The sequence below is a fragment of the Methyloversatilis sp. NSM2 genome (assembly GCF_038066675.1).
Lineage (GTDB): Bacteria > Pseudomonadota > Gammaproteobacteria > Burkholderiales > Rhodocyclaceae > Methyloversatilis > Methyloversatilis discipulorum_A.
Genome location: NZ_JBBUKV010000001.1, coordinates 1,465,572 through 1,489,199 on the forward strand (window position 1 = coordinate 1,465,572; position 23,628 = coordinate 1,489,199).

A 23,628-nucleotide genomic window follows, 5' to 3' on the forward strand; every position below is an offset into this window, starting at 1 on the left:
GCGGCGCATGTCCTGGTATGTCATCCGCACGCCGGGGAGCGTGCGGCTACAAGCGGTGCGTCTTCGACCCGGTCAGCCGGCGAACGGCGGCAGCGTGCGCGGCACGCTCTCGTTCTTCAGACTGACATAGGCCGGCAGTCCATTCACGTAGGGCGGATAGTCCTCGCCTTCGATCAGGGGCTGCAGGTACTTCCGGCAGGCGTCGGTGATGCCGAAGCCGTCGTCGGAAATGAAATGCCTGGGCATCATCTTCTCGCGGTTCGCAACGTCCTGCAGTTGCGCCACGTCAATCTTCCATGCATAGGGCGCGTCGGACACGCGCGCGATGGCGGGCATGACCGCATTGCGGCCCTCGATCGCCAGTTCGACCGCGCGACGGCCGAGCGCGTAGGCCTGCTGCGCGTCGGTGCCGGAGGCGATGTGGCGACCGCTGCGCTGCAGGTAGTCCGGCAGCGCCCAGTGATACTTGTGGCCGAGCTTCGCCTTGATCAACTCAGCGACCTGCTGGCCGACCCCGCCCAGCTGGGCGTGGCCGAAGGCGTCGCGCGTGCCGGACTCGGCCAGCAGCTTGCCGTCGGCGCCACGCAGGCCCTCGGACACTGCGATGGCGCAGAAGTCGTGCTCGCGCACGCAGGCGTCGACGCGCGCCAGGAAGGCCGCCTCGTCGAACGGAATTTCGGGGAACAGCAGGATGTGCGGCGCCTCGGCCGGCGTGCGCGCGGCCAGACCCGCAGCGGCAGTGATCCAGCCGGCATGGCGGCCCATCACTTCCATCACGAAAATCTTTGTGGACGTGCGTGCCATAGAGGCGACGTCCAGACCGGCTTCCATCATCGACACCGCGACATACTTCGCCACCGAACCGAAGCCCGGGCAGTTGTCGGTCTCGACCAGATCGTTGTCCACCGTCTTCGGAATGCCGACGCAGGTGAGCGGGTAGTTCAGCTTCCCGGCGATCTGCGACACCTTCCACGCGGTGTCCATCGAGTCGTTGCCGCCGTTGTAGAGGAAGTAACGGATGTCATGCGCGCGGAATACCTCGATCAGCCGCTCGTACTGCGCGCGGCTCTCGTCGAGGCCCTTCAGCTTGTAGCGGCAGGAACCGAAGGCGCCGCCCGGCGTGTGGCGCAGGGCGGCGATGGCTGCGTCGCTTTCCAGCGAAGTGTCGATCAGGTCTTCGTGCAGCGCACCGAGGATGCCGTTGCGCCCGGCGAACACCTTGCCGATCACGTCGCCATGCTCACGCGCCGCCTGGATGACGCCGCAGGCAGTCGTGTTGATGACCGCCGTGACGCCACCGGACTGCGCGTAGAACAGGTTTGCAGCCATGCAGATCAGGCCAGCGCGTCGAAAGCGCGCTGTTTCACTTCGTCGACCGGACCGACGCCGGAGATGGCGCGGTACTTCGGTGCGCCCGGCTCGCCGCGCTGCGCCCAGCCGGAGTAGTACTCGACCAGCGGACGGGTCTGCGAGTGGTACACGTCGAGGCGCTTGCGCACCACTTCCTCGCGGTCATCGTCACGCTGCACCAGCGGTTCGCCGGTCACGTCGTCCACGCCCTCGACCTTGGGCGGGTTGAACACCACGTGATAGGTGCGGCCCGACGCGATGTGGGCACGGCGGCCGCTCATGCGGGTGATGATGTCCTGGTCCGGCACCTGGATTTCGAGTACGAAGTCGATCGGCACGCCGGCCGCCTTCATCGCGTCGGCCTGCGGAATCGTGCGCGGGAAGCCGTCGAACATGTAGCCGGCCTTGCAGTCGTCTTCCTTCAGACGGTCCTTGACCAGATTGATGATGAGGTCGTCCGACACGAGGCCGCCGGCGTCCATCACCTTCTTCGCCTCGATGCCCAGCGGCGTGCCGGCCTTGACGGCGGCGCGCAGCATGTCACCGGTGGAAATCTGCGGGATATTGAAGCGTTCCTTGATGAAGGTCGCCTGAGTGCCCTTGCCTGCGCCCGGCGGGCCCAGAAGTATGAGACGCATGTCCTCTCCTGATGTGAGTCTGTTTTTTGGATTCTGGTGGAACAGTGCGCGCGCCGCGGCAAACGCAATGCCAGCGGGCGCGACGTTACCGCCAACGGGAAGCGCGGTCAAACGGCAATGCGTCAGACCGTGCCGGTGGCAAACAGCGCGCGCACGCGCTCCAGATCGTCCGGCGTGTCGACGCCGGCATGCGGCATCGGTACGTCGGCGACCACGCGGATGCGGTAGCCGTGCCACAGCGCGCGCAGTTGTTCGAGTGCTTCGACCTGCTCCATCGGCGCCGGATCGAGGCGCGCGTTGCGCTGCAGGAAGCGCACGCGGTAGGCGTAGATGCCGATGTGGCGCTGCGCACCGAGTGCGGCCGGCAACGTGTCGCGCGAGGTGGCGAAGTCGTCGCGCGCCCATGGAATCGGCGCGCGCGAGAAGTACATCGCGCGGCCGTGGATGTCGCAGATCACCTTGACCACCGCCGGATTGAAGAAGTCGGCCGCCCCGGTGATGGCGCTGCTCGCGGTGGCGATCGACGACTCCGGATCCTGGTCGAGCGCGAGCGCAACCTTGCGGATCAGGTCGGGATCGATCAGCGGCTCGTCGCCCTGCACGTTCACCACGACCGTCGCCGGCGACCAACCGAGCTTTTCCGCCACTTCGGCGATGCGGTCGGTACCGGTGGCGTGATCGCTGCGCGTCATCACCGCCTCGTAGCCGTGCGCGCGCACCGCATCGGCGATGCCTTCGTGGTCGGTGGCGATCACCAGCGCCTCGGCACCGCTCTGCGCGGCGCGCTGCGCCACGCGCACCACCATCGGCAGACCGCCGATGTCGAGCAGCGGCTTGCCCGGCAGCCGGGTCGATGCGTGGCGGGCGGGAATGACGACCTTGAACATGATGACCTCCCCGTCGCTCAGCCGTTGCGGCCAGCCGGCTCACGCAGCGCGGCGACTTCTTCCTCGCTCATTTCGCGGGCTTCGTCCTCCAGCATGACCGGAATGCCGTCGCGGATCGGATACGCGAGGCGGCTGGCCTTGCACTGCAGCTCGTTGCGTGCCCGGTCGAGCACCAGCGGCGCCTTGGTGACCGGGCAGACGAGAATTTCAAGAAGACGTGGATCCATGCTTCAACTCCGCTAGACGGGTCGCGATGTAACCCGCCAGATCAGGGTCGAGGTGTGCCTCGACCGGCAATACCCACATCGGGGTGTCCGACAATCCGTGACATTTTACCGCGTCCTTCTCCGTCAGCAGCAGTGCGTCGCAGTCCGCGAAAACAAGGTCCTGCGCGGTGTAGGCGTGGTGATCGGGAAAAGGATGCGCGACGAACTCGAGTCCGAGCGCGCGCAGGTGATCGAAGAAGCGCGCCGGCTCACCGATGCCGGCGACCGCATGCAGGCGCAGGCCGCGCAGATCGGCCGCCACCGCCTTCCGTTCGGGCGCATCGAGCTGATGGAAACGTTCACCGAGCAGGCGCATCCGGAAGGTTGCGCGCACGTCGCCCGGCGCCGCCGGCAGGCCGTTGAGCACCACGGCGTCGACCGTGCGCAGTCGTGCGATCGGTTCGCGCAAGGGCCCTGCCGGCAGGTGGAAACCATTCATGACACCGCGCCGGTCGAGCACCGCGACTTCGATGTCTCGCGCCAGCGCGTAGTGCTGCATACCGTCGTCACACAGTACGAGGTCGCACTCCGGGTGCGCCGTCAGCGCGGCGCGCGCGGCGTCGGCACGACGGCGACCGACCCACACCGGCAGACCGCTGCATCGCGCCAGCAGCACAGGCTCATCGCCCGACTCGGCGAAATCTGCCTGGGTGCCGACCTCATGCACGGCATCGGCGCGACCGCCGTAGCCGCGCGTAACGATGAGCGGGCGCCAGCCGCGCTCGGCCAGCGCGCGCGCCAGATACAGCGTGAGCGGCGTCTTGCCGGCGCCGCCGGCGATGATGTTGCCGACGACGATCACCGGCACCGGCAGACGGTCGGCGCGCAGCAGTCCCGCACGGAAAGCGGCGCGACGCAGCGCCGACACGAGACGGAACAGCAGCGACAGCGGCCACAGCAGCCAGGCCGCGACGCCGCGGCTGCGCCACAGCGCGGGCGCGGTGCTCATCGGCCGCCGGACGCGTCGGACTGGGTGGCGAAGGAAATGCCGGCGATGCCGGCGCGCTGCGCCGCCTGCATCACGTCGATCGACGACTGCAGCCGCGCGTCCTTGTCGGACGAGATAATGACCACCGGCTCCTGCTTGCCCGACGCCGCCTTCGCCAGCGCCTCGGCCAGCGCGTCGGCGTTGCCGGCCGCGACCTGCAGGCGGTTGATCAGGATGTCGCCGCGCGCGGTGATGAGCACATTGATCTCGCGGTCGCTCTGCTCCGCCTCGGGCGCCTCGGCACTTGGCAGCGTGATTTCGAGGCCGGCCGTTTTCGAGTAGGTCGTCGTCACCATCAGGAAGATGAGGATGACCAGCAGCACGTCGATCAGCGGGATCAGATTGATTTCGAGCTCTTCACGCCCGCGGCCGCGTCGGAAATTCATCAGGCGTCCTTACTTCGCGGCGCGCTCGCCGTGCACCACCTCGACCAGCTTGATCGCCTGTTGCTCCATATCGACGATGAAGTCGTCGACGCGACCGCGGAAGTAGCGGTGGAAAATCAGCGCCGGAATCGCCACCAGCAGACCGAAGCCGGTGTTGTACAGCGCGATGGAGATGCCGCTGGCAAGCTGCTGAGGATTGCTGCCGGTGGCGGTCTGCGAACCGAAGATTTCGATCATGCCGACCACTGTGCCGAACAGGCCCATCAGCGGCGCCGCCGCAGCGATCGTGCCGAGCGTCGTCAGATAACGCTCGAGGTCATGGGTGACCGCGCGCCCCTCCTCTTCGATCGCCTCCTTCATCACCTCGCGCGAGCTGCGCACATTGCGCAGGCCGGCGGCGAGCACGCGGCCCAGCGGCGAGTGAGCGGCAACGCGGCGTATCATGTCGGCGTTCGGCTGACCGCCCTTCAGGTCGGTGGCGATGGATTCGAGCAGGCCCGGCGGCACGACCTTGCTTCGACGCAGGCTGGCCAGACGTTCGATGATCAGCGCGACGGCGATGACGGAGGCGGCTATCAGCGGCCAGATCGGCCAGCCGGCCGCGCGGATGATCTCAAACACGTAGAGCCCCTTCGTGAACAAGCGGCGAACTGTAGCTTGCAGGACGTGGGGCGGCAACCCTGCGACATCGCTGGCGATGCTGCCGACGAGGTTATCCACAGAAATTGTGGATAACTGTGTGGGTTTTGTCTGAGCGGCTTTGCTAACTCGCCTCGCGGTAAGCGTTTTCCTTACGCCGATCAAAAATTAAGCTTCCATGACAGCCGCGTCGGTGTCGCCGACCGTCGCGAAAATCGATTCATGAATACAGTCAATGAAGACAGCAACGGCTCTGCCGCCATCGCCGTGTCGGAGCTCGCGCGACGTGCGCGTCTCGCGCTGGAACGCCAGTTTCCGGTGCTCTGGGTCAGCGGCGAGCTATCCGGTGTGACACGGGCCGCGTCAGGCCATCTTTACTTCTCGCTGAAGGACGAGGCGGCGCAGGTGCGTTGCGTCATGTTCCGCAGCCGCAGTCAGCTGCTGCCTTTCGAACCGAAGGCCGGACTGCGGGTCGAGGTGCGCGCCCAGGTCTCCCTGTACGAGGCGCGCGGCGACTTCCAGCTGACCGTCGATGCGATGCGTCGCGCCGGTGTCGGCGATCTGTACGAAGCTTTCCTTCGGCTGAAGGCGCAGCTCGCGGCCGAAGGCCTGTTCGACGCGGCGCGCAAGCGGCCGCTGCCTGCCCTGCCCGCCCGGCTGGCCATCGTCACCTCACCAGGGGCGGCGGCACTGCGCGACGTGCTGGCGGCGCTGGCACGGCGTGCTCCGCATCTCGAAATCGTATTGCTGCCCTGTCTGGTGCAGGGCGTCGACGCACCGCGGCAGATCGCCACCGCGATCGCACAGGCACGCGCGGTCGAAGCGGAGGTCGTGCTGCTGGTGCGCGGCGGCGGCTCCGCCGAAGATCTGGCCGCCTTCAACGACGAGCGTGTGGCGCGCGCCATCGCCGCCTGTCCGGTACCGGTGGTCAGCGGCGTCGGCCACGAGACCGACTTCTCGATTGCCGACTTCGTCGCCGACGTGCGCGCAGCGACGCCGACTGCAGCCGCCGAACTGGTCAGCGCCGGCCACGTCGAGGCGGCGGTCCGTCTGCGCACGCTGAGTGCCCGCCTTGCCCGGGCGCTGCGCAGCCGGCTCGACGCGCACGGGCAGAAGCTCGACGACCTCGCCGGCCGACTGCGGCCGCCTGCAAGGCAGATGGACATCGCACACGACAGGCTGCGTGGCCTCCACGACAGGTTGCGTCGCGCCCACGCGACACAGCTGACCCAGGCGCAGCGGCGGGCCGAGGCACTGGCGATGCGCCTGCGGCTCGCACGTCCGGCGCAGGCGATGCGGCAGGCAACCCTGTCGCGGCTGGCAGAGCAACTGCGCCACGCCATGCACGCCCGCCTGGATCACGCCCGCCAGCGCGCGCACCTCGGCGCGACGCAACTGGCTCAGCTCGACCCGACCGCAGTGCTGGCGCGCGGTTTTTCCATCGTGCGCGACACCGAGGGCCGCATCGTGCGCGACGCCGCCGCGCTGATGCACAGGCAGCCACTGCGCATAGACTTCGCTCGCGGCCACGCGGACGTCGAAGTCAGCCATTCATACCCGGATTCCGACGCCGCCGACTGACTCGCCTTGTGCTGACCGATGGCCGGCCATACACTCATGGACTTGGCTTTGAACCGACCGACTGGGAGAAAAAACATGGAACACACCCTGCCTCCGCTGCCCTACGCGCTCGACGCACTGGCACCGCACATTTCGCGTGAAACGCTGGAGTTTCACTACGGCAAGCACCATCAGGCCTACGCCACCAACCTGAACAACCTCATCAAGGGCACCGAGTTCGAGAACCTCGACCTCGAAGCCATCGTCAAGAAGGCCCCGGCCGGCGGCGTATTCAACAACTCGGCCCAGGTGTGGAACCACACCTTCTTCTGGAACAGCATGAAGCCCGCCGGCGGCGGCGCACCGAGTGGCGCACTGGCGGCTGCCATCGACGCCAAATGGGGCAGCTTCGAAGAGTTCAAGAAGGCCTTCAAGACCTCGGCCGTCGGTAACTTCGGTTCCGGCTGGACCTGGCTGGTGAAGAAGACCGACGGTACGCTGGACATCGTCAACACCAGCGGCGCCGGCACCCCGCTGACCTCCGACGCCAAGCCGCTTCTGACCATCGACGTCTGGGAACACGCCTACTACATCGACTACCGCAACCGTCGCCCGGACTTCGTCGACACCTTCCTCGCCAGCCTGGCGAACTGGGACTTCGCCGCCGCGAACTTCGCGTCCTGAGCGACCGGCCGGGCTCTCGGGTCCGGCCGAATCCCGCGCGCGCTGCACGGCCCGGCTCGTCTGGTGCATGCAGCGCGTTTTTCATTCCGGTCTGCGCAACGCATACAACTTGCAGTGGTCGGAGTGGCGTTACTCAAGGAGACAGATATGTCGCAGTGGAGAAAGTCAGGCCCGAATGAAGCCTTCACGCCGGAGGAAATCGATGCCCGCCTGAAGGCAGAACTGCCGAAGTGGTACTACGAGGACGGCTGGATCCGTCGCAAGTACAAGACCAGCGGCTGGAAGGGCACGCTGATGGTGGTGAACACCGTCGGTCACCTGGCCGAGGCGGCCTTCCATCACCCGGACCTCGCCGTGTCCTACGCCTTCGTGATCGTCAAGCTGATGAACCACGAAGCCAAGGGCGTGACCGAGCGCGACTTCCAGCTGGCGAAGAAGATCGAGGACGTGATCATGTGGCAACCGGGCGCGGAAGAAGGCAGCGCGCTGGCCGGCACCCCGGACGATCCGCGCTTCAAGTACATCAAGTACGACTGATCGCCGGCATGAAGCGCGACAGTCTGCGCGTCGAGCGGCACGCGTCGATGGCGGCCATCGACGCGGCGCAGTGGGACGCGCTCACCGGCGGTCACGCCTCGCTTTCGCACGCACTGCTCGACGCTTTCGAGACGTCCGGCTGCGTGTCGCCCGATACCGGCTGGCAGCCGGATCACCTCGCGCTGTACGACGGCGAACGCCTGGTCGCCGCCCTGCCCGGCTACCTGAAGTCGCACAGCTACGGCGAATACGTGTTCGACTGGGCCTGGGCCGAGGCGCTGGAGCGCAGCGGACGCGAGTACTACCCCAAGCTGCTGTGCGCCGTGCCCTTCACGCCGGTTCCCGGACCGCGGCTGCTGGCGCAGGACGACGCCGCGCGCGCCGTGCTGCTCGACGCCTGGCTCGCACACGCACGTGCGCTCGGCGTGTCGTCCGCCCACCTGCTGTTTCCGGATTCCGCCGCGCTGGCGGTGATCGATACGTCGGCGCTGCTGCTGCGCGAATCGGTGCAGTTCCACTGGCACAACGCGAATTACCGCAATCACGAGGCATTCCTCTCCACGCTGAGTGCCGACAAGCGCAAGAAGATCCGCCAGGAGCGTCGACGCGTGCGCGACGCCGGCGTCACGCTGCGGCGTATCGACGGCGCCGACATCAGCGACGCGGAACTGGCCCTGTTCGTCGCCTGCTATCGCAACACCTACCGCGTGCGCGGCCAGCGCCCCTATCTGAATGCCCGCTTCTTCGAACTGCTGCGCGAACGCACGCCGCAATCACTGATGCTGGTGATCGCTTCGCGTGACGGACAGGACATTGCCTGCGCGCTGAACCTGCGCGACGACCAGCGGCTGTACGGACGCTACTGGGGGGAAATGGAATACGTACCGTGCCTGCATTTCGAAGCCTGCTACCACCAGGGCATCGAATACGCGATCGAACGCGGCCTGCAGGCTTTCGAGGGGGGAGCCCAGGGCGAGCACAAGATGGCGCGCGGCTTCACGCCGGTACGCACCTGGTCGGCGCACTGGCTGCGCGACGAGGACTTTTCCGATGCGGTGGCGCGCTACCTCGAACGGGAGCGCGCCGGCATCGCACTGCACATCAACGAACTGGAGGAGCGCACGCCCTACCGCACGCGCGGCGGGGCGACGGACTCGCCGTAGTTCGAACTCAGTAGTTCGGCTTCTCTTCGGCCTGCTGGTAGCGGTCGACGCCGGCCATGATTTCCTTCTTGGCTTCCTCGATGTCGGCCCAGCCCTGCACCTTGACGAACTTGCCCGGCTCGAGATCCTTGTAGTGCTCGAAGAAGTGCGAGATCTGGTCCAGCAGAATCTGCGGCAGGTCGCGCGGGCTCTGCACAGAGCGGTACATCGGGGTCAGCTTGTCCACCGGCACGGCCAGCAGCTTCGCATCCTCACCGGCCTCGTCGACCATCTTCAGCATGCCGATCGGACGGCAACGCACGACCACGCCCGGCGGCAGCGCGAACTGCGACATCACCAGCACATCGACCGGGTCGCCGTCGCCGGCGATGGTGTGCGGGATGTAGCCGTAGTTGCACGGATAGTGCATGGCGGTCGACATGAAGCGATCGACGAAGACGGCGCCCGACTCCTTGTCCACTTCGTACTTGACCGGGTCCGAATGCATCGGGATTTCGATCACAACGTTGAAATCGTTGGGCAGATCCTTGCCCGACGGAACTCGTTCCAGACCCATGTCTCGCTCCTTGTGAAAAGCCCGCGATTATAGCGATTGTTGCGCCGCACCAGAAGCGTCGTCGATCACCCTGAGGTCAAGCGTCACGTGCGCCAGCGTCTTCTCGCCGGCAAGACGAGCGCGCAGCGCCTCGGGGTCGAGCAGCGGCGAGGCGGCCACGGTCAGCGCCAGCGCATGGCGCCCGGGCGCCAGCAGCCACAGGTGAACGTCCAGCGGCCGGCCGCCCCAGTCATCGATATGAGCGAGTACGGCGTCGAACACGCTGCCCTCGACCTGGCGGTCCAGCAGCACGGTGGCGCTGTCCCGCGCCAGATGCCAGGCCCAGCGCAGGATGAGCAGTCCACCCAGCGCTGCAACCAGCGGATCGAGCCAGTCCAGGCCGGCCCACTTGCCGGCCACCAGCGCGGCGATCGCCGCGATGGAGGTGAGCGCATCGGCCAGCACGTGCAGGTAGGCGGCGCGCAGATTGTGGTCGTCGTGCTCGCCGTGATGATGGGCGTGATCGTCGTGATCATCGTGGTGGTCGTGACCGTGGGCATGGCCGTGGTGCGCATGCCCGCCCTTGTCGTGCAGCAGCCAGGCGCTGATCAGGTTGACCGCGAGACCGACCAGCGCCACCAGCAGCGCTTCGTCGTAGTGGATCGCGTGCGGCGCGCGCAGTCGCGCAGCCGACTCGACGATCATGAACAGCGCCGCACCGGCCAGCAGCAGGCTGGACGAGTAGCCGGCGAGGTAGGACACCTTGCCCGGGCCGAAGCTGTACAGGGCGCTGCCGCGGTGAGCGCGCATATAGGTGTAGGCGAATGCACTGATCGCCATCGCGGCCACATGGGTTCCCATATGCCAGCCGTCGGCCAGCAGAGCCATCGAGCCCGACAGATAGCCGGTGACGATCTCGGCAACCATGGCCAGCGCACTGAGCCACAGCACACGGCCGACCGCCCGTTCGGCCAGTTCCGGGTGCGGGATGAAGTCGTGGCTATGAACCGGGCAAAACGGCGCGTCGGCCGGCATGTGATCAGGGGCGTTTCTGTCCATTCCGCGATTGTAGGTGCGGGTGTCACCGATCGTTGCACTTCGACGTGCAGAAAGCGCGCATGCCGCGCTTGACACCGCCCCTCGCTTCTGTACTAATACGAACCATTCTCATTTCTATGCCCATTGGCGAATGACTCAATCAGCTCCTCCGTCGCAGGCACCGCAACCGGCACCGCAGAGCGCCGCGGCTCCGACGCCGCCTGCGCTCGATTCGAGCCAGTTGCTGGGCGGGCGCAAACAGGTCGCGATCAACCACGGCGGCGAGCTGTACTCGCTGCGGCTGACGCGCAACGGAAAACTCATCCTGACCAAATAGAGCCATGTACATCTGCTTGTGCGAACCGGTGACCGACCGGGACATCAAGGCCGCAGTGCATACCGGATGCCGCACCGTGCGCGACGTCGCCGGCCAGCTCGGCTGCTGCCGCGACTGCGGCCGTTGCGTGCGTGCCGCCAAGGAAGTGATTGACGCCGCCCGCGCCGAACTGCAGCCGATCCGCCTTCACCGGGCGCACGCAGAAGCCGCCGCGGCCTGATACCTCGCATAAACAGGTCGCCGCACTCGCCTTGCGACGGCCTAGAATTCGGTCAGGCGTCACCGTTGTGGCACCGCCTGACCAGGAGAAGTCTCATGAAAGGCGACAAGAAGGTTCTGCAGTACCTGAACAAGCAGCTGGTCAATGAACTGACCGCAATCAACCAGTACTTCCTGCATGCGCGCATGTACCGGAACTGGGGCCTGACCAAGCTCGGCGACCACGAGTATCACGAGTCGATCGAGGAAATGAAGCATGCGGACATGCTGATCGAACGCATCCTGCTGCTGGAAGGCCTGCCCAATCTGCAGGACCTGCACAAGTTGCTGATCGGCGAGAACGTGCCGGAAATGCTCGGCGCCGATCTGAAGATCGAACAGCAGTCGCACGCGACGCTGAAGGACGCGATCTCCTGTAGCGAGAGCGCGGGCGATTACGTTTCGCGCGACCTGTTCCGCAAGATCCTCGCCGACACCGAGGAACACATCGACTGGCTGGAAACCCAGCTGGACCTGATAGACAAGATGGGGCTGCAGAACTACACGCAGTCCGCAATGGGAGAACTCGGCAGCTGACGCACGCGGCGGTTTCCCGACGGAACTGCCATGCCGGCCCGTCCGCGACGGGTCGGTTCCGCCCCGGCGCAGTCCGTACAACCGCCATGAACAGCCGCCACGCCGAACCCACAACGCCGCGCACACCACTGCTGCGCAGCGCACTGTCGGCACTGCTCAGTGTCGCCGCGCTGTGGCTGCTGACCGCCTTCCCGGCGACCCGTCTGTTCGACCAGCTCACGGCCGCCCCCGCAGCATCCGCCCCGCCTGCGCCCGCGCAGGCGGGCACACCGCATTCCTGAACTCACAGAACGCCGACGATCGATGCACGACTTCACGCCCCAACTCTCCGTCGGAGCGGCCCGATGAACAGCGCCGCATTCGTTCCATCCGAAGCTTCCTTCGTGCAGTCCCAGAGTGCCGGTCTGGCGCGCCCCGCCAGCCGCGTACTGCGCCGCGAGACGGTCTCAGGCACGCCGTCGGCGGGTCTTCCGCTGCGTGGCATGTCGCTCGCCGGCGCGGTGCTGCTGCACGCCGCCGCCCTGCTGTGGATCGTGCACAACCCGACGGCGCTGGAGGCGCCGCCGATGATCATGCAGGCCACGCTGATCGCGCCGGAACCGCTGCCGATGGCACCACCGGAACCTCCGCAGGAGGTGAAGCGGGTCGAGCCTGAACAACCGAAGCCGGTAGTGAAACCGGTCAAACCGGTACGCAAGGAACAGCCGCTGCCACAGATAGCGGCCGCCGCCGACGCACCGACCACCGCCACCGTTGCACCGCAACCGCCAGCACCGCCGGAACCGGTCGCGATCGACGCGCCGCCGGTCAGCGAGCCGTCACCGGCGCCGGTCACAGCGGCTCCGGTAGTCGCGCCGCCGCCGGTCACGCCGCCGAAGTTCAACGTTGCCTATCTGCAGAACCCGCGCCCGGCCTATCCGGCGATGTCCAAGCGCCTCGGTGAAGCCGGCCGTGTGATGCTGCGCGTGACGGTCGATGCGAATGGTTTGCCGACCAGTGTCGAAATCTCCAAGTCCAGTGGGTTTTCGCGGCTGGATGACGCCGCACTCGAAGCCGTGCGCAAATGGAAATTCGTTCCGGCTCGCCGTGGTGACGAGGCGATCAGCGGCGGCCAGGCATTTGTACCGATCGACTTCGGTCTCAACTCGTGATTTGTTCCCGTCCGCGTCAGGCGTACACTGCGCGGCGGCCAACTTTTGCATCAGGCTTCCATCAGGAGAAATTTGAATGAATGAGTCCCTCGGCTTTGCGCACTTTCTGTCGAATGCAGACGGTGTCGCAACCACCATCCTCGTGCTGATGGTGCTGGCCTCCATCGGTACCTGGTTCCTCATCGTGCTCAAGGGCATCGTGGCCTTCCGCCAGCGCCGCGCCAGCGGCACCTTCCTCGACCGCTTCTGGAACGCCTCGTCGCTGGAAGACGTGGCGCGCGACATGCGTTCGCATGGCGTGACCGACCCGTTCTCGCACCTGGTGCACGAGGGTTTCAGCGCGGTCGAAACCCTGCGCAGCGGCAACGCCGGCACGCGCGGCCTGATCGCCACCGGCAGCGCCGACGAGTTCCTGACCCGCGCGCTGAAACGCTCGATCGAACGCGATCGCAGCCGCATGGAATACGGCCAGACCTTCCTCGCCTCGGTTGCCTCCAGCGCGCCGTTCATCGGTCTGCTCGGCACCGTCTGGGGCATCTACCACGCACTGCTGGCCATCGGCATGTCGGGTCAGGGCACGCTGGACAAGGTGGCGGGCCCGGTCGGCGAGGCGCTGATCATGACCGCCATCGGTCTGGCAACCGCCATCCCGGCAGCACTTGCGTTCAACTTCTTTGCCCGTTCGACGCGCAACGTGATGGCCGAGCTGAACAGCTTCGCGCACGACGTGTTCGTGATGCTGTCGACCGGCGTCAAGGACAGCGGGTCGAACGACCCGAAGGCCACCGGTGACCGCGTGCTGTCGCTGGTCGAACGCGGCCGCGAAGCCGCGCGCAACGCGCACTGATCGGGAGCCCGGACATGGCATTTGCAAGTTTCGAGCAGGACGACGACGGGCCGATGGCGGAAATCAACATGATTCCGCTGATCGACGTCATGCTGGTGCTGCTCATCATCTTCATGGTGACGGCCCCGCTGCTGACGCATGCGGTCAAGGTCGACCTGCCCAAGGAATCGACCAGCGCCAACACGCTGCCGCCGGAAAACATCCAGATCGCCATCGGCCCCGACGAACAGCTGTACTGGGCCGGCGAGAAGATCGACACCGATACGCTGAAAGCCAAGCTGCAGGAGGCAGCAGCGAAGGACAAGAACGCCGAGATCCAGCTGCGCGCCGACCAGAACGTGCCCTACCGTTCGGTGGCGCACGTGATGAGCGAGGCCGCCCGCCTCGGCCTCACCCGCATCGGTTTCGTCACCGATCCGTCGGCGGCGAAGTAGATCGGCGGCGTCCGCACGACGAAACGGCCACCCTGCGGGGTGGCCGTTTTTCTTTGCATCTGTCCGTGGACGATGCTTGACAGCCTTCCGCGCCGATGATGTAATGCGAATCGTTCTCATCCAAAAAGAGAACGCGCGCCAGCCACCGTCTGCACAGCAGGTCCCCGCAGACACCGCCAGCTTCCCCGACAGCACCCGCGGCACCCGCGCCAAGCAGCCCAGGCGCCGCCCAGACGGAGGATGCAACATGACCCCGGAACACCAGCACGCCGGCGAAGCCAGCCCGAGCACGCTCGCCGCCGCCACGCTGTTCGTGATGACCCGCTTCGCCGAACGGCCCTGCCCGGAAGTGGCGCAGATGGTGATCCGCCATCTCGAAGTGGTGGCCGACGACGAACGTGCCGACCCGCTGATGCGCGAGGTCTGCGGCGCCCTGATCAACCGCTGGACGCTGCACACGGTCGGTGATCTGGCCGTGCGTGCCGCGCACTGAAACCCCTGCCCCGGAGCATCCATGTCCCGCTACACCGGCCCCCGCCTGCGCGTGCTGCGCGCACTCGGCACCGACCTCCCCGGCCTCACCCGCAAGACGGCCGAGAACCGCACTGCGCCTCCGGGCCAGCACGGCAACCGCCCGAACCGCCGCAAGTCGGAATTCGGCGCCCAGCTGATGGAAAAGCAGAAGCTGCGCTACAACTATGGCCTGACCGAAACCCAGTTGCGCGCCGTATTCAAGGAAGCCGAGCGCTCCAAGCTGCCGACCGGCGAGAAGTTGGTCGAACTGCTGGAACGCCGGCTCGACAACATCGTGTTCCGCGGCGGTCTGGCGCCAACCATTCCGGCGGCGCGCCAGCTGGTCCGCCACCGTCACGTGCTGCTCAACGGCCGGCGCGTGAACATCCCGTCGATCCGTGTGCGCGTCGGCGACACCATCACGCTGACCGACAAGGGTCGCAAGGTGCAGAGCGTGGTCGATGCGCTGCAGACGCCGGCGCTGGAACGTGCCGAATGGATCGCCTTCGACGAATCGGCGCTGAGCCTGCGTCTGGCCCACCTGCCTCCGGGTGACGCCACGCCTTTCGCGTTCGAAGCACAGAAGGTGGTCGAGTTCTACGCCCTGCGCGTCTGACGCGCGGATTCCCTGCCGGCCTTCGGGCCGGCACAACTGCCAGCCAGCCGGCGGTCGCGGCCAGCCAGTCATGCAACGCACGGAGCATTCATGACCTGCCCGCATATCCCCCGGCGCCCCTCTCGCGATGTGGCGTCCTGTACGCGAGGCCTGTTTTCAGGCCGCGCACCCCATCGTCCGTTCATCGAGAGAGGTCACCCATGATCCATCACCGCCTGCGTCCGTTCGCGACGCCGCTCCTCGCGGCCGCCTGCTTCGCACTCGCCGGTTCCGCCTACGCCAGCACGACCCACAGCGCCTTCGACGACATCGAGGATTCGGTCGCTACCGACGGCTTCAATAACCTGACCGCAGCCCGCATCACCGCCACGCAGCTGGCCGCCGGCATCGCGTCGAACAGCGAGACAGAAGGCGGCGCCATCCTCCGGCGCACCTCCGGCGGTGCCTATCCGGCCTCCTCCGGCCTGTACCAGTTCGCCGGCAACGGCTCGACCTTCGAAATGGTGGTCAGCGATGCGGTCGACGGCCTGACCAGCATCGTGTTCCAGACCTATATCAACGTGAGCACTGGCAGCAACGGCATCTACGGCGTGCTGGCGGCGAACAACCTGCCGCGCCTCAGCTTCAACGGCGGCGAGCAGTTCCTGCTCTCCAGCTCGCAGGCGAGCGAGAACCTGGGCTACACCGACTTCTTCACCGGTGAATTCGTCGCCTCCGACCCGAACAATCCGAACCACCTCACCTTCACCTGGAACCTGGCCAGCCTCGGCGTCACGGTGCCGGTAGACAGCTTCCGCATCACCTTCGCCACCGACAACCACGCGCAGTCGCTCGCCTTCCAGGTCGACCAGCTGGTGGCCGCACCGGTGCCGGAACCGCAGACCGCCGCATTGCTGCTCGGCGGCATGGCCGTGATCACGCTGGTCGCCCGCCGGCGTACGCGTCAGCACTGAGTCCGTTTCGCCGCATGCGGGCGGTGCCCTCGGGGGTGCCGCCCGCTTGCGTTCGCCCATCCAGACTGTCACGACATCTTGAAACACCGAATTCCCCTGCGTCCGCAGCTGCTGCTGGCGCTGATGTGGCCGCTCGCGTGCACGGCGCAGGACGATGCGCTGTCCGAGGAGGACGTCGTTACGCTGCCGGAAATCGAGGTGCGCGACTCACGCGAGGACATCCGTCCGCCCGCCGTCGAACTGAGCCCCGACCGGCCGGTCACGACGATAGGCCCGGAAGCGATCGAACGCCGCCAGGCCGGCACGATATTCGACCTGCTGAAGGACGTACCGGGTGTCGCCGTTGACGGCGGTCCGCGCGCCAGCGGCATGAAATTCAATCTGCGCGGCTTCTCCGACAACGAGGACGTGCTGTTCAAGATCGACGGCGCGGTGAAAGGCTTCGAGAAGTACCGCTTCGGCAGCGGCGTATTCATCGAACCCGAACTGCTGAAGGCCATCGAGATCGAGCGCGGGCCGTCGCTGAAATCCGGCTCCGGTGCGCTCGGCGGCACCATCTCGGCCACCACCAAATCCGCCGCCGACTACCTGCGGCCAGGAGAGCGCTTCGGCGGCCAGATCAAGTACGGCTACAACGCGAACAGCAACGAGCGGCTGCGCATGGTGACGGTATATGGTCGGCCGAACGGCTATCTCGATCTGGTCGTCTCGATCGCCCGGCGCGACTCCGACGACATCCGCCTTCCCGACCGCAGCCGGCTCGACCTGACCGCGGTCCACTCCGAAAGCCGTTTCGCCAAGGCCACCTTCTATGCCAGCGACGCCCTGACGCTGGAATTGAGTCAGACCCACTACACCGGCGGCCCCGAGCGCGCACCCTATGACGCGACTGCCGGCAGCGCGGGCCAGTTCGGCGTGGTCGAACGCAGCATCGAGGACACCACCACCAATCTGCGCGTGAACTACACGCCGGCCGATTCGTGGATCGCACTGCGCGGCACCCTCGCCTACGAAACGACCGACCTGGACGACGTGCATCGCATCGGCCAGAGCCGCATCTGCGTATCGCCATCGACCGCCTTTCCGGCGGCTTTCCGCATCGACCGCTGCGACGACGCCTGGCGCTATGCGATCTGGACCGCCGAAGTGTTCAATGACACGCGTTACGCCATCGGCGAACTGCAGGGCGTGCTCAGCGTTGGCTACCAGGGCATACGCAACAGCCGCGACATTTCGCGCGTCACCTCGCGTGCGCTGACCAACCAGCAGGTGTATCCCAACGGCTTCAACGAGGCACAACCACCAGGCGACAAGGTGTCGGACGCCATCATCGTCGAGAACGCCTTCACGCTCGGCGCCTTCACCTTCACGCCGGGTGCCCGGCTCGACCGCTACCACGTCAGCGCCGAGGGTCAGACGCGCACCAACATGATCGCCGCCGGACAGTCGCCGGACATCCGCTTCGTCAAGCTGTCGCCGGCGGCGGCGCTCACCTGGCGCATCCCGCACAGCGACTGGTCGGCCACCGTGCGTTACCACGAAGCTTTCCGCCCGCCGCTGGTCGATGAGTACTTCGCCCGCGGCAGTTTCGCCAGCCGCTGCGCGAAAAGCGCTGGCTGGTCCTTGCCCGGCAACCCCGTGCTCTACCCCGAACCGCTGTACGACCCCTCAGGCTACGGTCAGACCTACGATCCCGCACTCGACCTCGCCCCCGACAACGAAATCTGCGGTGCGCTCTACCGGCCGCAGGAATCGTCGAACCACGAACTGACGCTGGCCTGGATGCCGCAGCCGGCCTCACCGCGCGACGGCCGCTGGCAGGCACGGGTCACCTACTACGACATCCACACCCGTCACTTGCTGACGTCCTTGAGCAATATCGGAGGCGAAGTCGGCCAGCCGGGCAAGGAGCGGCGCAAGGGCACCGAACTCGAAATCAGTTACGACGGACTGCACGCCTTCTCGTCGCTGTCGTGGTCACAGATCGACGGCCGCATCACCAATGCGGTGGCCGGCACCGACTACGCGCTCTATGGCGTGCCCGGCGACACGCTGAGCATCAGTGCCGGCGTACGCGGGTTCGACGGGCGGGTCGAAGCCGGCGCGCGGATACGCGACATCGCTGACCGCCGGGCGGCTGCCGGCACCGTCGCCACCGTGTGTTCGCGTCCCGGCACGCTGGTCGTGCCCGGCGTCGGCACCATCGGTACCCAGTACGGCGTGCGCCTGTACGACCTGTTCGCCAGCTGGCAGATGACGCGTGACACACAACTGCGCTTCAGTCTCGACAACCTGACCAACGAAACCTACTGCCTGCAGGATGGCTTCGCCGGTGCGGTCGGCATACAGGCGCCGGGTCGGACGGCGAAGCTTTCGGTGACGATGAGGTTCTGAACAACATTTCATATGTCGGGAAGGGTGCAGTACTGCAAGAATGCGCTCCTGTGCTGGTTTTCCGCGCCCAATCAATGACATGCAAATGAAACACGCGTTGCACGCATGAACACCGTGATGCACCGTAACTGGACACATCACCGCGTTTGAATGCGCTCGCTGCGGGAAAAACCATTCCTAATCATGGTTCAGCACCAATCACCGCACATGGCTCGGCTTTTGCTGGGACGGCCTGATTCCGCGACAACCCTGCGAAGGGCGCCGCGTCCATCCTGTCTTTCCGCACAGGAGTCACGCCCGATGTCTGCCAGCATGGCCGTTCTACAGCTGTCGATGACCGCGCACCGGCACGCCACGCCCGGAACGCGACGCTGCGTGCCGGCGCGCCGCAGCGGATAGGCCGCCACCTCCATTGAATGACCGCACCATGCCACATCCATCCGACCCCTACTGCCTCGGCCTCATGCCCGACCCGTCCGAACTTCCCGCGCTGGCGGCCAGTGTCGATGCCGTCATGCTCATCATCCGGCTGTCGGCCCGCTACGGGCCGCTGATGTTCCTGCACGACGCGACCGGCGACGTGCTTCAGCCGCGCTGCCGTCCGGTCGGCTCGCTGCCGGTCGATGACCATGACATCAAGCTGGGCGAGGTGGCCGGGTGCGAATACTGGATCGCACCGTCGGCGCTCGATCAGCTCGGCTCAGGCGCTCTGTTGCTCGATGTGCTGGAAGAGCGCGGTGACGCCACCGGCCTGGCCAGCCGCTTCGTTCTGCGCAAGGTCGGCAACTGATCTGCGCCGGGGCGGCGTCACGCCGCCCCTTTCCCACCTGCGGCCGCCTTCAGGCCCTTCCGCTCCTCTCGTCCCCCTCCCTCCCCAGCGCCGCGAAGCTGCGCAGCGCTGTCCTCACGTCTGATGCTTGACACCATACTGCGAATCATTATCATTTAAAGAAATCGACCGTCTGCGGCCAGACCGCACGCATCCCATGTCCGCCACTGGCAACGAACCGACCGAAGCATTGAAGGTGCGCCTGTCCGCCCTGCTGGATGACCTGATCCGGCACGACGGCTTCGGCTCGCTGAGCGTCGAGGTCCGTTTGCTCAAGCGCGGCCAGAAGGAAGTCATCATCGACTGCGGCAAGCAGTATCGGTACGTCATCGATTTCGCGCCCGGCTGAGGCCGGCGTGACGCAGCACACTCCGGCGGCGCGGGGCCGCGGAGCAGGTTTTCAAATCACAGAAACCGCCTGATCGATCGCCTTCGCGGGGAAGGGATGGATGGCTCAGAACGAGGTCCATCATGTCTTTCCGCCTTCTGCTGTCCGCTGGCGCCCTGTGCGCACTGTCCTCCACCGCCGCCTTCGCCACCAGCGCCAGCTGGGACACCCCGCTTGCCGGTCATGACGGCAACGGAAGTTCCGCCGCCACGCCGTGGGCCAGCGGCAGCGTCTATGCCGAGTGGAACGTGTTCGACAGCTTCAGCACCGACGCCACACCCGACATCGCCGGCAGTGGCAGCGTGAGTCAGCTCAACCCGGGCGCCGGCAGCTTCCTGACCGGCAGCGGCAACCTGTACAGCGCCGCCGGCGCGGCCTCCTTCCTGGTCGATCTCGATGTCGCGCAAAGCGGCACCTGGAACGTGTGGCTGCGCATCGCGACCCAGGGCACGGCGGCCGACGCCGTCGCCACGCTCAATGGCATCGCCGCGAACAAGGTGGTCAGCTACAGCGCCGCGCTCGGCGGCTTCGGTGGCAGCGAGGAAGAGGCCTACTGGACCTGGGTGGTCACCGATCCGCTGTCGCTGCAGTTCAGCTTCACCAGCTCGGAAGCGCACCTCAGCCTCGACCAGCTCGCCGTACTCGCCCAGCCGGTGCCGGAGCCGGCGACCTGGATGTCACTGGCCGCCGGTTTGGGCCTGCTCGGCGCCCTGTCGCGCCGTCGCGCCTGATCCCGGGAGACCGCGATGACTCCGCACACCGATCCCGAGAGCCTGTATCACACCTTCCACGCGCTGAAGGCGGAGCGCCGCCTGCGCAATCGCGACGCTGCCGCAGCCCTCGGCATCAGCGAGGGCGAAGCGATTGCCAGCGGCGTCGGCCGCGACGCCGTGCGCCTGACCGCGCCCTTCGACACGCTGTTTCGCCGCATGCCCGAACTGGGCGAGGTGATGGCGCTGACCCGCAACGAAGCCGCTGTCCATGAAAAGACCGGCTGCTTCGAACAGATGTCGGGCGATGCCAAGGTCGGTCTGGCGCTGGGCAGCGCCATCGACCTGCGCATCTTCTACGGTCGCTGGGCATACGGCTACGCAGTGACCGAACAGGGTCCGAAGGGCGAGTCGCGCAGCCTGCAGTTCTATGACGCGCATGGCGACGCCGTGCACAAGGTGTTCTCGCGCGCTGGCACCGATCTCGCAGCCTGGGACCGGCTGGTCGCCGAGTTCGCCGCCGCCGACCAGAGCGCCGGCGAAAAGGTCGCGCCGCGCAGCGCGCCCGCCGGCGACGAAACGCCGCTCGACGCCATCGACGCCGTCGCCTTCCGCCGCGACTGGCTGGGCATGCAGGACACGCACGACTTCTTCCCGCTGCTGCGTCGGCACAAGGTGTCGCGACGCCAGGCCATGCAGATCGCGCCCGAGGGCCACGCCAACCGGATCGGCAACGATCTGACGCGTTCGCTGCTCGAAGTGGCGGCCGCCGATGGAGTATCGGTCATGTGCTTCGTCGGCAACCCGGGCATGATCCAGATCCACACCGGGCCGGTGCATCGGGTCGAAGTAATGGGGCCCTGGCTCAACGTGCTCGACCCCGGCTTCAACCTGCACCTGCGGCAGGACCTGGTCGACCAGACCTGGATCTTGCGCAAGCCGACCGCCGACGGCGTCGTCACCTCGGTCGAACTGCTCGACGCCGCTGGCGAAACCATTGCGCTGTTCTTCGGCGAGCGCAAACCGGGCAAGCCGGAGCGCGAGGACTGGCGTGCACTGGTGGCCCAGCTCGGCACCGCCGACAGCCTCGCGGCATGAGCCGCCGATCGATCCGCGGCGCGCTGTGGGCGCTGCTGTTCGCCGCTGGTGCGGCAGTTGCCGCGCCAGCGCAGCGGCTGGTCACGGTCGGCGGCGCGGTGACCGAAATCGTCCACGCGTTGGGCGCAGCCGACCGCATCGTCGCTACCGACACCACCAGCACCTGGCCGGCATCCGCGCAGGCGCTGCCTAAGGTGGGCTATCAGCGTGCGCTGGCGGCGGAGGGCGTGCTGTCGATGCGGCCCACCCACCTGATCGCCACCGCCGACGCCGGCCCGCCGGTCACGCTGACGCAGTTGCGCGGCGCCGGTGTGCAGGTGATCCAGCTGCCGCCGGACCACAGCGCGGCGCATGTCGGCAACGCGATCCGCATGGTCGCCGCCGCGCTGGCGATGGAAGACGCCGGCCGCACGCTGGCTGAGCGCTTCGATCACGACTGGAAGACGGCACAGCGCGAGGTGGGCGCCCTGCCCGGCCGGCCGCGCGCGCTGTTCATCCTCGACCACGGCGGCAGCAGTCCGATGGTGGCTGGCGACGACACGGCAGCCAATGCGATGCTGGGCTACGCCGGCGCCGTCAACGTGATGGCCGGACGCTTCCGCGGTTACCGACCGCTGACGCTCGAAGCGGCCTTAGCCGCGGCGCCCGACGTGATCGTGACGACTGACGAGGCCATCGCCGCCGCCGGTGGCGCCAGCGCCTTCCTCGCCCGCCCCGGACTGGCGGTGCTGCCGGCCGCGCGGGCGGGCCGGCTGGTCAGCCTCGACGCACTGCGCATGCTGGGCTTCAGCCCGCGCCTGCCACAGGCGGTGAGCGAACTGGCGCGCCGGATGCGCGCGCCGTGAACACGCGCGCACTCACTCTGCCCGGGGGCGCGCCTGCCTCGCTGACACTGCCGGCGCTTGCGCTGGCGCTGTTCTGCGTCGTCGTACTGGCACTGGGCAGCGGCGCGGTCAGCCTGTCGCCGACGGCCGTGCTCGGCGCGCTGTTCGGTGCCGACGCCGGCAGCGAAGCCGAACTGGTGGTGCGCACGCTGCGCCTGCCGCGCGTGCTGCTCGGCGTGATCGCCGGCGCCGGGCTGGGTATCGCCGGTGCCGCGATGCAGGGCCTGATGCGCAATCCGCTGGCCGACCCGGGGCTGGTCGGCGTCAGCAGCGGCGCGGCACTTGCGGCCGCCTGTGTCGTGGTGCTCGGCGAACAGGCGATGAGCGCGGGTGGCTGGCTCGCCAGTTCGGCACTGCCGCTGGCCGCCTTCGCCGGCGCCGCGCTGACCACCGCAGTCGTATACGCGGCCTCGCGCCGCAATGGCCGCAGTTCGGTCACGTTGATGCTGCTGTCGGGCATCGCCATCAACGCGCTGGCGATGTCCGGCATCGGTCTGCTCATGTTCATGGGCAGCGACGCGCAGGTGCGGCAGTTCACCTTCTGGACGCTGGGCAGCCTCGCCGGCGCGACCTGGCCCGGCGTGGTGGCGGCAATGCTGGCGGTCGCGCTGGCACTGGGCGCGCTGCTGCGCCGCGCCGGACCACTCGATGCGCTCGCGCTGGGCGAGTCGCAGGCCGCCCACCTCGGCGTCGCCACCGCGCGGCTGAACCGCAGTTGCGTGCTGCTGATCGCGCTGTCGGTCGGCGCGACCACCGCGCTCACCGGCACGCTGGGCTTCATCGGGCTGATCGCACCTCACCTCGCACGCCGGTTGGTCGGTCCGGCACATGCACGCCTGCTGCCGGCCAGCGCGCTGACCGGCGCCGCACTGGTCGTGCTGGCCGACAGCGCCGCCCGTACCTGGGTGGCACCGGCCGAACTGCCGATCGGCGTGCTGACGGCACTGTTCGGCGCCCCCTTCTTCATCGCCCTGCTGCGCCGTCGCGCCGCGCACGAAAGCACCTGAC

At 67.1% G+C, this 23,628-nt stretch carries 30 protein-coding genes; 21 read left to right on the plus strand and 9 right to left on the minus strand.

Annotated features, from left to right (window positions below):
* Positions 1-72 precede the first annotated feature (72 nt).
* From WJU27_RS06675 to WJU27_RS06705, 7 genes are all read right to left on the minus strand, one after another.
* Positions 73-1,329 (minus strand): 6-phosphofructokinase, encoded by a 1,257-nt coding sequence (locus WJU27_RS06675; RefSeq protein ID WP_341421528.1) that lies wholly within the window; start codon positions 1,327-1,329, stop codon positions 73-75.
* Positions 1,330-1,334: 5 nt separating this feature from the next.
* The gene (gene adk, locus WJU27_RS06680) at positions 1,335-1,988 is read right to left on the minus strand and encodes an adenylate kinase (protein ID WP_008060165.1); all 654 of its coding nucleotides are present in this window, start codon (positions 1,986-1,988) and stop codon (positions 1,335-1,337) included.
* Positions 1,989-2,110: 122 nt separating this feature from the next.
* On the minus strand, positions 2,111-2,875 hold the full coding sequence (gene kdsB / locus WJU27_RS06685) for a 3-deoxy-manno-octulosonate cytidylyltransferase (protein WP_341421529.1): 765 nt from the start codon (positions 2,873-2,875) through the stop codon (positions 2,111-2,113).
* Positions 2,876-2,892: 17 nt separating this feature from the next.
* Positions 2,893-3,102 carry a Trm112 family protein gene (locus tag WJU27_RS06690; RefSeq protein WP_020164379.1) on the minus strand — a complete coding sequence of 70 codons (210 nt, stop codon included), beginning with the start codon at positions 3,100-3,102 and terminating at the stop codon, positions 2,893-2,895.
* Positions 3,083-4,090 (minus strand): tetraacyldisaccharide 4'-kinase, encoded by a 1,008-nt coding sequence (lpxK, locus tag WJU27_RS06695; RefSeq protein WP_341421530.1) that lies wholly within the window; start codon positions 4,088-4,090, stop codon positions 3,083-3,085. The genes WJU27_RS06690 and lpxK overlap by 20 nt, the downstream gene beginning before the upstream one ends.
* A complete protein-coding gene (locus tag WJU27_RS06700) occupies positions 4,087-4,515 on the minus strand; it encodes an ExbD/TolR family protein (protein ID WP_020164377.1) in 429 nt (142 codons plus the stop codon). Before WJU27_RS06700 ends, lpxK begins: the two co-directional genes overlap by 4 nt.
* Positions 4,516-4,524: 9 nt before the next feature.
* A complete protein-coding gene (locus tag WJU27_RS06705; RefSeq protein WP_024300488.1) occupies positions 4,525-5,136 on the minus strand; it encodes a MotA/TolQ/ExbB proton channel family protein in 612 nt (203 codons plus the stop codon).
* A gap of 240 nt (positions 5,137-5,376) precedes the next feature.
* On the opposite strand from WJU27_RS06705, the gene xseA reads away from it, so the two are divergent.
* The 4 genes from xseA to WJU27_RS06725 all read left to right on the plus strand — a co-directional run bounded on the left by xseA (position 5,377) and on the right by WJU27_RS06725 (position 9,098).
* A complete protein-coding gene (gene xseA / locus WJU27_RS06710; RefSeq protein ID WP_341421531.1) occupies positions 5,377-6,735 on the plus strand; it encodes an exodeoxyribonuclease VII large subunit in 1,359 nt (452 codons plus the stop codon).
* A gap of 75 nt (positions 6,736-6,810) precedes the next feature.
* Entirely contained in the window at positions 6,811-7,398 is a 588-nt protein-coding gene (locus tag WJU27_RS06715) for a superoxide dismutase (RefSeq protein WP_341421532.1), read from the plus strand.
* Between the two features lie 147 nt (positions 7,399-7,545).
* The gene (locus tag WJU27_RS06720; RefSeq protein WP_341421533.1) at positions 7,546-7,935 is read left to right on the plus strand and encodes a 4a-hydroxytetrahydrobiopterin dehydratase; all 390 of its coding nucleotides are present in this window, start codon (positions 7,546-7,548) and stop codon (positions 7,933-7,935) included.
* 8 nt (positions 7,936-7,943) lie between these two features.
* Positions 7,944-9,098: a GNAT family N-acetyltransferase gene (locus WJU27_RS06725; protein WP_341421534.1), complete on the plus strand. Its 1,155-nt coding sequence runs from the start codon at positions 7,944-7,946 to the stop codon at positions 9,096-9,098.
* 7 nt (positions 9,099-9,105) lie between these two features.
* Here the strand turns inward: WJU27_RS06725 and ppa are convergent, their stop codons facing one another.
* Both ppa and dmeF read right to left on the minus strand, forming a co-directional pair.
* Positions 9,106-9,654, minus strand: a complete 549-nt coding sequence (gene ppa / locus WJU27_RS06730; protein WP_304003484.1) for an inorganic diphosphatase — start codon at positions 9,652-9,654, stop codon at positions 9,106-9,108.
* 27 nt (positions 9,655-9,681) lie between these two features.
* On the minus strand, positions 9,682-10,692 hold the full coding sequence (gene dmeF / locus WJU27_RS06735; protein ID WP_341421535.1) for a CDF family Co(II)/Ni(II) efflux transporter DmeF: 1,011 nt from the start codon (positions 10,690-10,692) through the stop codon (positions 9,682-9,684).
* Positions 10,693-10,822: 130 nt separating this feature from the next.
* On the opposite strand from dmeF, the gene hemP reads away from it, so the two are divergent.
* The 17 genes from hemP to WJU27_RS06820 all read left to right on the plus strand — a co-directional run bounded on the left by hemP (position 10,823) and on the right by WJU27_RS06820 (position 23,627).
* Positions 10,823-11,008 carry a hemin uptake protein HemP gene (gene hemP, locus WJU27_RS06740; protein ID WP_157256670.1) on the plus strand — a complete coding sequence of 62 codons (186 nt, stop codon included), beginning with the start codon at positions 10,823-10,825 and terminating at the stop codon, positions 11,006-11,008.
* Between the two features lie 4 nt (positions 11,009-11,012).
* On the plus strand, positions 11,013-11,228 hold the full coding sequence (locus WJU27_RS06745) for a (2Fe-2S)-binding protein (protein WP_304003487.1): 216 nt from the start codon (positions 11,013-11,015) through the stop codon (positions 11,226-11,228).
* Positions 11,229-11,323: 95 nt separating this feature from the next.
* Entirely contained in the window at positions 11,324-11,803 is a 480-nt protein-coding gene (gene bfr / locus WJU27_RS06750; protein WP_019918572.1) for a bacterioferritin, read from the plus strand.
* Positions 11,804-11,889: 86 nt separating this feature from the next.
* A complete protein-coding gene (locus WJU27_RS06755; protein ID WP_341421536.1) occupies positions 11,890-12,084 on the plus strand; it encodes a hypothetical protein in 195 nt (64 codons plus the stop codon).
* Positions 12,085-12,147: 63 nt separating this feature from the next.
* The gene (locus WJU27_RS06760; RefSeq protein WP_341421537.1) at positions 12,148-12,954 is read left to right on the plus strand and encodes an energy transducer TonB; all 807 of its coding nucleotides are present in this window, start codon (positions 12,148-12,150) and stop codon (positions 12,952-12,954) included.
* 76 nt (positions 12,955-13,030) lie between these two features.
* Complete coding sequence (locus WJU27_RS06765; protein WP_020164367.1) at positions 13,031-13,801, plus strand: MotA/TolQ/ExbB proton channel family protein; 771 nt, start codon at positions 13,031-13,033, stop codon at positions 13,799-13,801.
* Between the two features lie 14 nt (positions 13,802-13,815).
* Entirely contained in the window at positions 13,816-14,235 is a 420-nt protein-coding gene (locus WJU27_RS06770) for an ExbD/TolR family protein (RefSeq protein WP_019918576.1), read from the plus strand.
* Between the two features lie 247 nt (positions 14,236-14,482).
* Positions 14,483-14,728: a hypothetical protein gene (locus tag WJU27_RS06775; RefSeq protein WP_019918577.1), complete on the plus strand. Its 246-nt coding sequence runs from the start codon at positions 14,483-14,485 to the stop codon at positions 14,726-14,728.
* A 21-nt stretch (positions 14,729-14,749) separates the two neighbouring features.
* Entirely contained in the window at positions 14,750-15,364 is a 615-nt protein-coding gene (gene rpsD, locus WJU27_RS06780; protein WP_019918578.1) for a 30S ribosomal protein S4, read from the plus strand.
* Between the two features lie 200 nt (positions 15,365-15,564).
* On the plus strand, positions 15,565-16,317 hold the full coding sequence (locus tag WJU27_RS06785; protein WP_341421538.1) for a PEP-CTERM sorting domain-containing protein: 753 nt from the start codon (positions 15,565-15,567) through the stop codon (positions 16,315-16,317).
* Between the two features lie 78 nt (positions 16,318-16,395).
* On the plus strand, positions 16,396-18,711 hold the full coding sequence (locus tag WJU27_RS06790; protein WP_341421539.1) for a TonB-dependent receptor domain-containing protein: 2,316 nt from the start codon (positions 16,396-16,398) through the stop codon (positions 18,709-18,711).
* Positions 18,712-19,138: 427 nt separating this feature from the next.
* Positions 19,139-19,501, plus strand: coding sequence for a DUF779 domain-containing protein (locus tag WJU27_RS06795; protein WP_341421540.1), 363 nt, complete (start codon positions 19,139-19,141; stop codon positions 19,499-19,501).
* Between the two features lie 196 nt (positions 19,502-19,697).
* Positions 19,698-19,889, plus strand: a complete 192-nt coding sequence (locus WJU27_RS06800) for a hypothetical protein (RefSeq protein ID WP_341421541.1) — start codon at positions 19,698-19,700, stop codon at positions 19,887-19,889.
* 122 nt (positions 19,890-20,011) lie between these two features.
* Entirely contained in the window at positions 20,012-20,659 is a 648-nt protein-coding gene (locus tag WJU27_RS06805) for a PEP-CTERM sorting domain-containing protein (RefSeq protein ID WP_341421542.1), read from the plus strand.
* Positions 20,660-20,674: 15 nt separating this feature from the next.
* On the plus strand, positions 20,675-21,736 hold the full coding sequence (locus WJU27_RS06810; protein ID WP_341421543.1) for a hemin-degrading factor: 1,062 nt from the start codon (positions 20,675-20,677) through the stop codon (positions 21,734-21,736).
* Positions 21,733-22,581: a heme/hemin ABC transporter substrate-binding protein gene (locus WJU27_RS06815; protein WP_341421544.1), complete on the plus strand. Its 849-nt coding sequence runs from the start codon at positions 21,733-21,735 to the stop codon at positions 22,579-22,581. The genes WJU27_RS06810 and WJU27_RS06815 overlap by 4 nt, the downstream gene beginning before the upstream one ends.
* The gene (locus tag WJU27_RS06820) at positions 22,578-23,627 is read left to right on the plus strand and encodes a FecCD family ABC transporter permease (RefSeq protein ID WP_341421545.1); all 1,050 of its coding nucleotides are present in this window, start codon (positions 22,578-22,580) and stop codon (positions 23,625-23,627) included. Before WJU27_RS06815 ends, WJU27_RS06820 begins: the two co-directional genes overlap by 4 nt.
* The last annotated feature ends 1 nt before the right edge of the window (position 23,628 follow it).

What these genes read in the sequence shown, in the direction of transcription:
- WJU27_RS06675 (WP_341421528.1), bottom strand. Translation starts at nt 1,329, where the DNA reads ATGGCTGCAAACCTGTTCTACGCGCAGTCCGGTGGCGTCACGGCGGTC.
- WJU27_RS06795 (WP_341421540.1), top strand. Translation starts at nt 19,139, where the DNA reads ATGCCACATCCATCCGACCCCTACTGCCTCGGCCTCATGCCCGACCCG.
- WJU27_RS06815 (WP_341421544.1), top strand. Translation starts at nt 21,733, where the DNA reads ATGAGCCGCCGATCGATCCGCGGCGCGCTGTGGGCGCTGCTGTTCGCC.
- WJU27_RS06800 (WP_341421541.1), top strand. Translation starts at nt 19,698, where the DNA reads ATGTCCGCCACTGGCAACGAACCGACCGAAGCATTGAAGGTGCGCCTG.
- WJU27_RS06700 (WP_020164377.1), bottom strand. Translation starts at nt 4,515, where the DNA reads ATGAATTTCCGACGCGGCCGCGGGCGTGAAGAGCTCGAAATCAATCTG.
- WJU27_RS06745 (WP_304003487.1), top strand. Translation starts at nt 11,013, where the DNA reads ATGTACATCTGCTTGTGCGAACCGGTGACCGACCGGGACATCAAGGCC.
- WJU27_RS06810 (WP_341421543.1), top strand. Translation starts at nt 20,675, where the DNA reads ATGACTCCGCACACCGATCCCGAGAGCCTGTATCACACCTTCCACGCG.
- WJU27_RS06715 (WP_341421532.1), top strand. Translation starts at nt 6,811, where the DNA reads ATGGAACACACCCTGCCTCCGCTGCCCTACGCGCTCGACGCACTGGCA.
- WJU27_RS06785 (WP_341421538.1), top strand. Translation starts at nt 15,565, where the DNA reads ATGATCCATCACCGCCTGCGTCCGTTCGCGACGCCGCTCCTCGCGGCC.
- bfr (WP_019918572.1), top strand. Translation starts at nt 11,324, where the DNA reads ATGAAAGGCGACAAGAAGGTTCTGCAGTACCTGAACAAGCAGCTGGTC.
- rpsD (WP_019918578.1), top strand. Translation starts at nt 14,750, where the DNA reads ATGTCCCGCTACACCGGCCCCCGCCTGCGCGTGCTGCGCGCACTCGGC.
- WJU27_RS06775 (WP_019918577.1), top strand. Translation starts at nt 14,483, where the DNA reads ATGACCCCGGAACACCAGCACGCCGGCGAAGCCAGCCCGAGCACGCTC.
- dmeF (WP_341421535.1), bottom strand. Translation starts at nt 10,692, where the DNA reads ATGGACAGAAACGCCCCTGATCACATGCCGGCCGACGCGCCGTTTTGC.
- WJU27_RS06770 (WP_019918576.1), top strand. Translation starts at nt 13,816, where the DNA reads ATGGCATTTGCAAGTTTCGAGCAGGACGACGACGGGCCGATGGCGGAA.
- adk (WP_008060165.1), bottom strand. Translation starts at nt 1,988, where the DNA reads ATGCGTCTCATACTTCTGGGCCCGCCGGGCGCAGGCAAGGGCACTCAG.
- kdsB (WP_341421529.1), bottom strand. Translation starts at nt 2,875, where the DNA reads ATGTTCAAGGTCGTCATTCCCGCCCGCCACGCATCGACCCGGCTGCCG.
- WJU27_RS06720 (WP_341421533.1), top strand. Translation starts at nt 7,546, where the DNA reads ATGTCGCAGTGGAGAAAGTCAGGCCCGAATGAAGCCTTCACGCCGGAG.
- xseA (WP_341421531.1), top strand. Translation starts at nt 5,377, where the DNA reads ATGAATACAGTCAATGAAGACAGCAACGGCTCTGCCGCCATCGCCGTG.
- WJU27_RS06690 (WP_020164379.1), bottom strand. Translation starts at nt 3,102, where the DNA reads ATGGATCCACGTCTTCTTGAAATTCTCGTCTGCCCGGTCACCAAGGCG.
- ppa (WP_304003484.1), bottom strand. Translation starts at nt 9,654, where the DNA reads ATGGGTCTGGAACGAGTTCCGTCGGGCAAGGATCTGCCCAACGATTTC.
- WJU27_RS06805 (WP_341421542.1), top strand. Translation starts at nt 20,012, where the DNA reads ATGTCTTTCCGCCTTCTGCTGTCCGCTGGCGCCCTGTGCGCACTGTCC.
- WJU27_RS06760 (WP_341421537.1), top strand. Translation starts at nt 12,148, where the DNA reads ATGAACAGCGCCGCATTCGTTCCATCCGAAGCTTCCTTCGTGCAGTCC.
- WJU27_RS06755 (WP_341421536.1), top strand. Translation starts at nt 11,890, where the DNA reads ATGAACAGCCGCCACGCCGAACCCACAACGCCGCGCACACCACTGCTG.
- hemP (WP_157256670.1), top strand. Translation starts at nt 10,823, where the DNA reads ATGACTCAATCAGCTCCTCCGTCGCAGGCACCGCAACCGGCACCGCAG.
- lpxK (WP_341421530.1), bottom strand. Translation starts at nt 4,090, where the DNA reads ATGAGCACCGCGCCCGCGCTGTGGCGCAGCCGCGGCGTCGCGGCCTGG.
- WJU27_RS06725 (WP_341421534.1), top strand. Translation starts at nt 7,944, where the DNA reads ATGAAGCGCGACAGTCTGCGCGTCGAGCGGCACGCGTCGATGGCGGCC.
- WJU27_RS06765 (WP_020164367.1), top strand. Translation starts at nt 13,031, where the DNA reads ATGAATGAGTCCCTCGGCTTTGCGCACTTTCTGTCGAATGCAGACGGT.